This is a genomic window from Streptomyces sp. NPDC041970, from assembly GCF_055588985.1.
The window spans coordinates 1-10,451 of the sequence record NZ_JBVJCD010000100.1; the positions used below are offsets into that span (position 1 = coordinate 1).

Genomic DNA, 10,451 nt, shown 5'->3' on the forward strand with positions numbered 1-10,451 from the left:
GTGTGTCTTGAAAGCGCGACCGCTCCCCGACTAGATGAGTAGCACCCCCACTGTGGGGAAGCCGTGTGCTCCCCCGATGTGCCACCCGGAGCTGCAACTGGACGACGTCGTTGCCGGTGGCGCCGGGCCCCTGCGGAGGCGTCATCGGTCGTTGGGGACGACCTCGTAGCGCGGGGTGCCCTCGGCCATCTGCTGCAGCGCGTCCTTGCGGTCCCGCTTGGAGAGCCGGTCGATGTAGAGGCGGCCGTAGAGGTGGTCCGTCTCGTGCTGGAGGCAGCGGGCGAAGTAGCCCGTGCCCCGCACCCGGATCGGGTTGCCCCGCGCGTCCTGCCCGCGCACCACCGCGTAGTCGGGGCGGGCCAGCGCGGCGTACGCCGTCGGGACCGACAGGCAGCCCTCGTTGGAGTCGTCCAGCACCCGCGCCTCGGGCGGCAGCTCCTCCAGCACCGGGTTGCAGACGACGCCCACGTGCCGCTTGCCGTCGTCGTCCGGGCAGTCGTAGACGAAGACCTTGAGGTCCACGCCGATCTGGTTGGCGGCCAGCCCCACGCCCTCGGCCGTGCGCTGGCTGGCGAACATGTCGTCGATCAGCCGCGCCAGCTCGTCGTCGAACTCCGTGACGTCCTTGCACTCCTTGTGCAGCACCGGGTTGCCCACGACCGTGATGGGACGCGAGGAGCCGCGCTCGCGGTACGCCGCCTCGCGCGCCTCGCAGTCCTCGGTGTCGACGACGAACCCCTCGTCGTCCACGCCGGTGTGCCCGTCCGTCTCCTGCTGCGACATGTCCGCCGTACGCCTTCCTGCAAAACCTGGACTCGGTGGCCCCGCGCCGCCCCGGACGCCCGGAGAACCGCGGGAGGACCAGCACCGCGATCGGTGCGCGTACAGCCTACGGGCAGCGGTCAGCAGACTTCTTCGAGATCCCGCCACTCACGGCTGTCCGGGCTGTCGGCGACCCAGCCGTCCAGCAGCCCGCGCACCAGCCCGGCGGGCGCCGCGATACCGCACTCGCGCTCCGGCACCCACAGGTCCCCGGCCCCGGCGGTGCGGTGGCCCAGCGGGCCGGGGTGGCCCGGCTCGCTGTGGTCGTGCGGGTCCAGGTGCTCCCCGTCGCCCTCGTCGCTCTCCATCCGGCTCTCCGAGCAGGCCCGGCAGAGCAGCCGTACGGAGGAGGACCAGTCCTCGGCGGCGAACCCGGCGTCCGAGGCCAACCGTTCCAGCGCGTCCCGGTCCGCCTCGGTGGCCGCCTCCAGCAGCACCACCCAGGTCGGCACCGGCGAGGGCGCCCACAGCTCGATCTCGTCGAACACCGGATACGAGGGCCCGGCCGCGGTCACCCGCTCGCCGTTGGGCACCCCGTCGTGCAGGACGACCTCGCCCCAGCGCCGCCCGGAGGACGGCAGCGGGATCGAGAGCACCTCCATCCGCGCCGGGTCGAGCCGGCGGCCCCAGACCACCTCGGCCTCGCCCTCCGGCGACAGCCGCACCGCCGCGCTGCCCAGCTCCATGCCGGTCGGCTCGGTGGCCGCCGCGCCGTGCTGGCCGCCGCCGGGGACCTTGAGGCCGTACGCCTGCCAGGCGCGCCGCGCCAGCGGCCAGTCCTGGAGCGCGGTGGCCGCGATGCCCACGTTCCACCAGTCCGGAGCACCGGACTCCCGGTCGAGCAGCGCGACGGCGCGCAGGCCCGCCGCTCTCGCCTGCTCCCAGTCGTGCCGGAACTTGTGCAGCAGCGCCAGATTGAACCAGGACTCCGAGAGCCAGGGCTCCAGATCCACCGCGCGCGTCAGCAGCGCCCCCGCGTCCTCGTACCGGCCGTCGCCGATCAGCGTGAACGCGCGGTCCGTGGCCTGCCGCCAAGAGGCGGACGGCCGATGCCGTACCTTCCCGAAGATCCTCACGATTCCCGCCTGTCCCGACTGGACACCCTCGTCATTCGCTCTGCTTTCGCATCCAACCATGCCCAGCCGGACGCCCGCTCATTACCCATGGGTTACCCCGTTCGGACCGGATCGGACCGCCCCGCGTCCACGCCCCCGACCGCCTGCCCCCGGTGGTCGCGGCCGGCGCCGGGCCCCGGCCGCCCCAGCGCGCCGAGCGGCCCGCTGACGCTTTCCCCGCACGCTCCCGCGTATGCGCCGGGCGCACCGGTGATCCGGCGGCGCACAGCGGTACGGGCCGGTCCGACGAATGCGGACCGGCCCGTACGAGCGGTGTGCGGAAGCGGGTGGATCGGAGGCGCGGGCGGCTACTCGGCGGCGGTGGCCGACCGGTCCGCGTCGTGCACGGCCACGTCCTGGTCGGGCACGGCCTCACCGGCGCGGATCAGCTCGATCCGGCCCATCACCTTCGAGCGCAGGTCGCTCGGGACCTCGTCGTGGCCGCAGCAGCGCTTCACCAGCTTCTTCACGGCCTGTTCCAGGCCGTACTTCTCCAGGCACGGCGAGCACTCCTCGAAGTGCACCTCGAACTTGGTGCAGTCACCCTCGGGCATCTCCCGGTCCAGGAACTCGTAGAGATGGTCGAGGACCTCCGAGCAGTCCGTCTCGTGCGGCTCTCCGCAGCTCATGAGGCCGAGCCCTTCCGATCGTCCGAACCACCGGCGCCGGCCGCGACGAGCCCGCGCTCGCGGGCGTAGTCCTCCAGCATTCCGCGCAACTGGCGACGCCCGCGGTGCAGCCGGGACATCACCGTGCCGATGGGTGTCCCCATGATGTCCGCGATCTCCTTGTAGGCAAAGCCCTCGACATCGGCGAGATACACGGCGATGCGGAACTCCTCCGGGATCGCCTGGAGCGCGGACTTCACGTCGGAGTCCGGGAGGTGGTCGAGCGCCTGGGACTCCGCCGAACGCAGCCCGGTCGACATGTGCGACTCGGCGCGCGCGAGCTGCCAGTCCTCGATCTCCTCGGCGGCGCTGCGCTGGGGCTCCCGCTGCTTCTTGCGGTAGGAGTTGATGAAGGTGTTGGTGAGGATGCGGTACATCCACGCCTTGAGGTTGGTGCCCTCGCGGAACTGGTGGAAGGAGCCGTAGGCCTTGGCGTACGTCTCCTGGACCAGGTCCTCGGCGTCGGCGGGGTTGCGCGTCATGCGCAGCGCGGCCGAGTACATCTGGTCGAGAAAGCCCAGGGCGTCCCGTTCGAAGCGCGCGTTGCGCTCGGCGGTCGTCTCCGGGGCGCGGCCGTCGTCGGTCCCTGTGTCGGTCCCAGTGACCGGACCCACCTCCTCCAACGATGTGGCGGAGCCGAAACCGGACCCGCTCGCCTCGGAGAATAGTCGACCCCGCCCTCCGGCGGGCTGCCGACCGGCTCCGCCCCTGGTCCGCTCGGGGGAGGTCCTCGCCGCGGGCAGCACGGTCCACTCCAGGTCAGCGGCGTTCGAGCGACTCGGGCAGATGGTCGAACCCATGCGACGGACTCCCATTCCACGTACGACGTTGTTATACCGACGTCCCGAACAACAGCGCCCCCGGACACGGCATTCCCGAGCCCCTGTCAAGACCGCGACGCCCGGTTCACCCGTCCGGGAGGCCCGTCATCGAAGTGACGCGAGCCACTCGCCGACCGCGCCGGTGAGGACGTCCATCGTCTGCTCCTCGCTCCGGCCGGACCTCTTCGGCACGGCGAAGCCGTGGTCCCCGTAGGGGACTTCGGCCAGCTCGTAGGGGCCGGGCGGGAACTCCTCGGGCCGGCCGAACGGGTCGGCGCCGCCCTGCACCACCAGGGCGGGCACGCCCGCGCCCAGCAGCTCCCCGGCGCGGGACCTCTCGGGCCGGCCCGGCGGATGGAGCGGGAAGGCGAGGGCGAGGACGGCGCGGGCGCCCAGCTCGGCGGCGGTCCGGCAGGCGACCCGCGCCCCGGCGCTGCGGCCTCCGGCGACGACGGGCGGACCGGGCGCGGCCAGGGCGGGCCACAGGCCGCGCCAGGCGGCGTCCAGCGTCTTCGGGGCCGGCGCCACCTTCTTCCCGGCCACCCGCCAGGGCTGCTCCACCAGGGCGACGGTGGCGCCCCGGTCGGGCAGCGCGGCGGCCAGGGCGCGCAGGTCGCGCGCCTCCACGCCGCCGCCGGCCCCGTGGCCGAGGGCGAGGACGAGACGGGGCTCGGCCGCCGGGAACCAGGTGATCCTGGCCTCGCCGGCGTCGGTGGGGACGCTCTGCACGCTCCGGGAAGGGCTCATCCGGCCATCCTCCCCCGCCGTCCGCCCCGGTTCGGCTCAGAACAGCGTGGACTCCTCCGGCGCGGCAAGCTCCTCCAGCAGCTCGGGCCCGTTGTTGCGGACGTTGCTGACGGCGGTGGCGACCGGGTAGGCGCGCATCAGCCCGCCGGGCGGCGGTTCCAGCAGCGCGCGCAGCTCCTCCACGCCGGTGTGCGAGGGGTCCAGCCAGGCGTCCCAGCGGTCCGGGGTGAGCATGAGGGGCATCCGGGGGTGGATGTCGGCGAGGGAGCCCGGCCCCTCGGCGGGCGCGACGGCCAGCGGGCCGGTCTCCGCCTCCGTGGTGATCACCGAGCACGTCACCCACCAGGCCCCCTCGTGGTCGCCGGGGAGGGCCGGGTCGCGCCAGAACTCGTACAGCCCGGCCAGCGCGAGGACCGAGCCGTCGGCGGGGGTGACGAAGTAGGGCTGCTTGCGCGCCCGCTTCCGGCCCTTCTGCTCCTCCAGCCGCCGCTCCTCGGAGCCGGTGACCCACTCGTAGTAACCGTCGGCGGGCAGGATGCAGCGGCGCTGGGCGAAGGCGCGGCGGAAGGAGGGCTTCTCGTGCACGCTCTCCGCACGGGCGTTGATCATCCGGGCGGCGCCCTCGGGGGTCTTCGACCAGGAGGGGACGAGTCCCCACCTCAGGGTCCGCAACTGGCGAACCGGACGCTGGTCGTCCGCGTCCTTCACAGGACGCTCCAGCACCGCGTAGACCTCTTTGGTGGGCGCCACGTTCCAGTCGGGCTCCAGGGCCTCGGCGGGTTCCCACTTCTCGACGCCGAAGATCCGGGTCAGGTCCTCGGGTCGCCGGCTCGCTGCATACCGTCCGCACATAGGTGCCACACTGCCACGACCGACCGCCTCGACCGCAAGGAGCCGCCCGGCCGATGAACAGCACCGAACTGGGTGATCTCCTCGATCGCGTCACCGGCACTCAGCCCGCGCCCGAGCAGTGGCTGGTGGTGGTGACGGCCGCCCTCGCGCTCATCGCCGTCGTGCCGAACCCGCTCTGGCGTCTGGCGCGCAACACGATCACCATCGCGCACGAGGGCGGCCACGGCCTGGTGGCCCTGCTCACCGGACGGCAGCTCGCCGGCATCCGGCTGCACTCGGACACCAGCGGGCTGACGGTGAGCCGCGGCCGGCCGACGGGGATCGGGATGATCCTCACCGCGGCGGCCGGCTACACGGCCCCCTCGCTGCTGGGGCTGGGCGGCGCGTGGCTGCTCGCCGCCGGCCGCATCACCCTGCTGCTGTGGCTGGCGACGGCTCTGCTCACGGTGATGCTGGTGATGATCCGGAACGTGTACGGGGCCCTCACCGTCATCCTGACCGGCTCGGCCTTCCTGCTGGTGTCCTGGCTGGCCTCCTCGGACGTCCAGTCGGCGTTCGCGTACACGGTGGTGTGGTTCCTGCTGATGGGCGGGGTGCGGCCGCCGTTCGAGCTCCAGTCCAAGCGGCGCCGCGGCGGCGCCCCGGACTCCGACGCGGACCAGTTGGCCCGGCTGACCAACGCCCCGGCGGTCCTGTGGCTGTTCTTCTTCCACGCGGTGTCGCTGTGCTCGCTGGTCGGCGGCGGGCGCTGGCTGCTGGGGCCCGCCTGACCCCTGCCGCCGGCCGTGACGCGGGCGGAAAGGCGGAAACCGGGCGGGGCGGAGGACCGCACCGGCCCGGTCCGGGGCGGTGGAAGCACCGTGGTCCGTACCTTCGCTTTCGATCCAGCCCGGTTTCTTCGCTTTTGATCACGATCCCGGTCGGCGCGGAGCCGATAAAGTGAAGGCCATGACCGAGAGTTCCGTGCAGCCCGCCCTCTGGCCCGCCCCTCACGCGAGCGGAGCCGTCGATGCGACCGTCACCGTGCCCGGATCGAAATCGGTCACCAACCGCGCCCTCGTGCTGGCCTCGCTGGCCGCCGAGCCGGGCTGGCTGCGCCGCCCGCTGCGCTCCCGCGACACCCTGCTGATGGCCGGGGCGCTGCGCGCGATGGGGGTGCGCATCGAGGAGACCGTCTCCTCCAGCTCCACCGCCGCGGGCGAGCCGGACGGCTCCGGCGAGGCCTGGCGGATCATCCCGGCGGGGCTGCACGGCCCGGCCGCCGTGGACGTCGGCAACGCGGGCACCGTCATGCGCTTCCTGCCGCCCGTCGCCACGCTCGCCGACGGCCCGGTCCGCTTCGACGGCGACCCCCGCTCCTACGAGCGCCCGCTGACCGGCGTGATCGAGGCGCTGCGCTCGCTGGGGGCGCGGATCGACGACGACGGGCGCGGGGCGCTGCCGCTGACCGTGCACGGCGGCGGGGCGCTGGACGGCGGCCCGGTGGCGATCGACGCGTCGTCCTCGTCCCAGTTCGTCTCGGCGCTGCTGCTGTCGGGGCCGCGCTTCAACCAGGGCGTCGAGGTCCGCCACACCGGCTCCACCCTCCCCTCCCTGCCGCACATCCGGATGACCGTCGACATGCTGCGGGCGGTCGGCGCGCAGGTGGACGAGCCGGAGACGGGCGGCGAGCCGAACGTCTGGCGGGTCTCCCCCTCCGCCCTGCTCGGCCGGGACCTGACGATCGAGCCCGACCTGTCCAACGCCCAGCCGTTCCTGGCCGCCGCGCTGGTGACCGGGGGCCGCGTCACGATCCCCGACTGGCCGGAGCGCACCACCCAGCCGGGCGACGCGCTGCGCGAGATCTTCACGGCGATGGGCGGCCGCTGCGAGCTGACGGAGCGCGGCCTGGTCTTCACCGGCACCGGCCGCGTCCACGGCATCGACGTGGACCTCGGCGAGGTCGGCGAGCTGACGCCGGGCATCGCGGCGGTCGCCGCGCTCGCCGACTCCCCCTCCACCCTGCGCGGCGTGGCCCATCTGCGGCTGCACGAGACGGACCGGCTGGCGGCGCTGACCAAGGAGATCAACGGGCTGGGCGGCGACGTCACCGAGACGGCCGACGGGCTGCACATCCGCCCGCGCCCCCTGCGCGGCGGCGTCTTCCACACGTACGACGACCACCGCATGGCGACCGCGGGCGCGATCATCGGCCTGGCGGTCGCGGGCGTGGAGATCGAGAACGTGGGCACGACCGCCAAGACCCTGCCGGACTTCCCGGACATGTGGACCGGAATGCTCGGGGTCTAGGACATGCGCCGCTACGGGAAGAACCCCGACGAGGACGACATCCGCGTCCGCCCCAACCGCAAGGGCAACCGGCCGCGCACCCACACCCGGCCCAAGCACGAGGACGCCGTGGAGGGCATGGTCCTCACCGTCGACCGGGGCCGGCTCACCTGCCTCGTCGAGGACCGTGCGGTGGTCGCGATGAAGGCGCGCGAGCTGGGCCGCAAGGCCGCGGTGGTGGGCGACACCGTCTCCCTCGTCGGCGACCTCTCCGGCGAGAAGGACACGCTGGCCCGGATCGTGCGCATCGGCGAGCGCCGTACGGTGCTGCGCCGCACGGCGGACGACGACGACCCCTACGAGCGGGTCGTCGTCGCCAACGCGGACCAGTTGGCCATCGTCACCGCGCTGGCCGACCCCGAACCGCGCCCCCGCATGATCGACCGCTGCCTGGTGGCGGCCTACGACGGGGGGCTCACCCCGCTGCTGGTGCTCACCAAGTCCGACCTCGCCTCCCCGGACAAGCTGCTGGAGGCGTACACCCCGCTCGGCGTCCCGTACATCGTGACCAGCCGCGATGAGCTGGAGAACGGGGACGCGGCGGACCGGGTGCGCGAGCAGTTGGACGGCCGCGTCACCGCCTTCGTCGGACACTCCGGGGTCGGCAAGACGACGCTGGTCAACGCGTTGGTGCCGAAGGACCGGCGGCGGACGACCGGCATCGTCAACGCGGTCACCGGGCGGGGCCGGCACACCACCACCTCGGCCCTCGCGCTGCCGCTGCCGGACGGCCGCGGATGGGTGGTGGACACGCCGGGCGTCCGCTCCTTCGGGCTGCACCACGTCGACCCGTCGCGCGTCATCCACGCCTTCCCCGACCTGGAGCCCGGCACCGAGGACTGCCCGCGCGGCTGCACCCACGACGAGCACCAGCCCGAGTGCGCGCTGGGCGCCTGGGTGGCCGCGGGCCACGCCGACCCGGCCCGGCTGGACTCCCTGCACCGCCTGCTCGCGACGCGGGAGCGCCACGAGGGGGACTGACCGGTTCCCGTCGCGATCCCGGCGGCGCCGCACGGCGCTGTCAGCCGCCCCGGACGACCGGTGAGGGCATAATCGCACCGTGCGGGAGCGGGCCGGCACCTGTCGAGGAGGCAACTGACGATGGCGTGGCTGCTGGTCGTGGTCGCGGGACTGCTGGAGACCGGCTTCGCCGTGTGTCTGAAGCTCTCCCACGGGTTCACCCGCCTCTGGCCGACGATCGCGTTCGCCTCGTTCGCGCTCGGCAGCTTCGGGCTGCTGACCCTGGCGCTGAGGAAGCTGGACGTCGGCCCGGCGTACGCGGTGTGGACCGGGATCGGCGCGGCGGGCACGGCGATCTACGGGATGGTCTTCCTCGGCGACGTCGTCTCGACGCTGAAGCTGGTGTCGATCTCGCTGGTGATCGTCGGCGTGATCGGTCTCCAACTGTCGGGCTCCGCGCACTGAGCGCGCCGGCCGCGCCGGGACGCGGTGGCCCCCGCCGGGCGGCGCTGGATACTGTGACGCCATGTCCGACTACCACGATGACCTGCGCCTCGCCCACGTCCTGGCCGACGCCGCCGACGCCGCGACCATGGAGCGGTTCAAGGCCCTCGACCTGCAGGTGGAGACCAAACCGGACCTGACTCCGGTGACCGAGGCCGACCGGGCCGCCGAGGAGCTGATCCGGGGCCACCTCCAGCGGGCCCGCCCGCGCGACGCGATCCTGGGCGAGGAGTACGGCGTCGTGGGCACCGGGCCGCGGCGCTGGGTGGTCGACCCCATCGACGGCACCAAGAACTACGTGCGCGGTGTACCGGTCTGGGCGACGCTGATCGCACTGATGGAGGCCGGCGAGACGGGCTACCAGCCGGTGGTCGGCGTGGTCTCCGCTCCGGCGCTGAACCGGCGCTGGTGGGCGGCGAAGGGAGCGGGCGCGTACTCCGGGCGGAGCCTCACCTCGGCGACCCGGCTGGAGGTCTCCCGCGTGGACCGCGTCGAGGACGCCTCGTTCGCGTACTCCTCGCTGTCCGGCTGGGAGGAGCACGGCCGCCTCGACGGCTTCCTCGACCTGACCCGTAGCTGCTGGCGGACGCGGGGGTACGGGGACTTCTGGCCGTACATGATGGTCGCCGAGGGTGCGGTGGACATCTGCGCGGAGCCGGAGCTGTCCCTGTGGGACATGGCGGCGAACGCGATCATCGTCCAGGAGGCGGGGGGCCGGTTCACCGGGCTGGACGGGGTCGACGGTCCGGGCGGCGCCGACGCGGCGGCCTCGAACGGGCTGCTCCACGACGAACTGCTGGGCTATCTCAACCAGCGCTACTGAGCGATCCGTCCGGCGGTCGGCGCGCACCGGCGCACTCCGGCTCCGCTGGACGGCGCGGCCGGCGGCCGGGCCGGTGCGGCCTCCGTGCCGGCGGCCGGTCCGCCGGGCGTACGCCGTACGGGGACCGCGCTCGCGCACGCCCCCCGATCACGCTCCGCGGCCCCTTGTCGGCGCGGACGCCGGGTGCGACTCTGAGAGTCCCCCACTTGTGAATGTGTGAATCGGCTCACGGAGTCGGTGCACCCTGGAGGTGGCTCGTTCCATGCTCGTCCGCGACGCCATGAGCACGGTGGTCCTCACCATCGGCCCCGCCCACACCCTCCGCCACGTGGCCCGGATGATGTCGGCCCGGCGCGTCGGAGCCGCGGTCGTCCACGATCCGGACACCTGCGGGCTCGGCATCATCACCGAGCGCGACATCCTCAACGCGATCGGCGCCGGTCAGGACCCCGACCGGGAGACCGCCTCCTGCCACATCACCACCGACGTGGTGTTCGCCGCCCCGGCCTGGACGCTCCAGGCAGCCGCGGAGGCGATGGCGCACGGGGGGTTCCGGCACCTCATCGTGCTGGACGGCGACGGCCCGGTGGGCGTCGTCTCGGTGCGCGACATCCTCCGCTGCTGGGCGCCGGCCCGCCGGCGCGCGGTGGCCACGGCCGGCTGACCACGACGCGCGGTGGGGGGGGGGGGGGGGGGGGGGGGGGGGGGGGGGGGGAGAGCCCCCCCCCCCGCCCCCCCGAACGAACAAGAGCAGGGAGGAAAGCAGGAGGAGGGGGGGGGGGCGGGAGGGGGGGGAGAGGGGGGGGGGGGA

At 73.6% G+C, this 10,451-nt stretch carries 12 protein-coding genes; 6 read left to right on the forward strand and 6 right to left on the reverse strand.

What is annotated here, in order from left to right:
• Nucleotides 1-141 precede the first annotated feature (141 nt).
• From def to ACZ6EJ_RS27310, 6 genes are all read right to left on the reverse strand, one after another.
• Entirely contained in the window at nt 142-783 is a 642-nt protein-coding gene (gene def / locus ACZ6EJ_RS27285; protein ID WP_469270813.1) for a peptide deformylase, read from the reverse strand.
• Nucleotides 784-902: 119 nt separating this feature from the next.
• Complete coding sequence (locus ACZ6EJ_RS27290; protein WP_469270815.1) at nt 903-1,898, reverse strand: tetratricopeptide repeat protein; 996 nt, start codon at nt 1,896-1,898, stop codon at nt 903-905.
• A gap of 347 nt (nt 1,899-2,245) precedes the next feature.
• On the reverse strand, nt 2,246-2,566 hold the full coding sequence (rsrA, locus tag ACZ6EJ_RS27295) for a mycothiol system anti-sigma-R factor (RefSeq protein WP_469270817.1): 321 nt from the start codon (nt 2,564-2,566) through the stop codon (nt 2,246-2,248).
• Entirely contained in the window at nt 2,563-3,219 is a 657-nt protein-coding gene (locus ACZ6EJ_RS27300) for a sigma-70 family RNA polymerase sigma factor (RefSeq protein WP_469270819.1), read from the reverse strand. The genes rsrA and ACZ6EJ_RS27300 overlap by 4 nt, the downstream gene beginning before the upstream one ends.
• A 312-nt stretch (nt 3,220-3,531) precedes the next feature.
• Nucleotides 3,532-4,173 carry an alpha/beta hydrolase family protein gene (locus ACZ6EJ_RS27305; protein WP_469270821.1) on the reverse strand — a complete coding sequence of 214 codons (642 nt, stop codon included), beginning with the start codon at nt 4,171-4,173 and terminating at the stop codon, nt 3,532-3,534.
• 36 nt (nt 4,174-4,209) lie between these two features.
• Entirely contained in the window at nt 4,210-5,025 is an 816-nt protein-coding gene (locus ACZ6EJ_RS27310) for an SOS response-associated peptidase (RefSeq protein WP_469270822.1), read from the reverse strand.
• Between the two features lie 53 nt (nt 5,026-5,078).
• On the opposite strand from ACZ6EJ_RS27310, the gene ACZ6EJ_RS27315 reads away from it, so the two are divergent.
• The 6 genes from ACZ6EJ_RS27315 (at nt 5,079) to ACZ6EJ_RS27340 (ending at nt 10,304) form a co-directional block, all read left to right on the forward strand.
• Nucleotides 5,079-5,795, forward strand: coding sequence for a M50 family metallopeptidase (locus tag ACZ6EJ_RS27315; RefSeq protein WP_469270824.1), 717 nt, complete (start codon nt 5,079-5,081; stop codon nt 5,793-5,795).
• Between the two features lie 178 nt (nt 5,796-5,973).
• Nucleotides 5,974-7,314 carry a 3-phosphoshikimate 1-carboxyvinyltransferase gene (aroA, locus tag ACZ6EJ_RS27320; RefSeq protein ID WP_469270825.1) on the forward strand — a complete coding sequence of 447 codons (1,341 nt, stop codon included), beginning with the start codon at nt 5,974-5,976 and terminating at the stop codon, nt 7,312-7,314.
• Between the two features lie 3 nt (nt 7,315-7,317).
• Nucleotides 7,318-8,334 carry a ribosome small subunit-dependent GTPase A gene (gene rsgA / locus ACZ6EJ_RS27325; RefSeq protein WP_469270827.1) on the forward strand — a complete coding sequence of 339 codons (1,017 nt, stop codon included), beginning with the start codon at nt 7,318-7,320 and terminating at the stop codon, nt 8,332-8,334.
• A 120-nt stretch (nt 8,335-8,454) separates the two neighbouring features.
• Nucleotides 8,455-8,778, forward strand: coding sequence for a DMT family transporter (locus tag ACZ6EJ_RS27330; RefSeq protein ID WP_398090701.1), 324 nt, complete (start codon nt 8,455-8,457; stop codon nt 8,776-8,778).
• Nucleotides 8,779-8,839: 61 nt separating this feature from the next.
• The gene (hisN, locus tag ACZ6EJ_RS27335) at nt 8,840-9,640 is read left to right on the forward strand and encodes a histidinol-phosphatase (protein ID WP_469270829.1); all 801 of its coding nucleotides are present in this window, start codon (nt 8,840-8,842) and stop codon (nt 9,638-9,640) included.
• Between the two features lie 262 nt (nt 9,641-9,902).
• On the forward strand, nt 9,903-10,304 hold the full coding sequence (locus tag ACZ6EJ_RS27340; RefSeq protein WP_469270831.1) for a CBS domain-containing protein: 402 nt from the start codon (nt 9,903-9,905) through the stop codon (nt 10,302-10,304).
• The last annotated feature ends 147 nt before the right edge of the window (nt 10,305-10,451 follow it).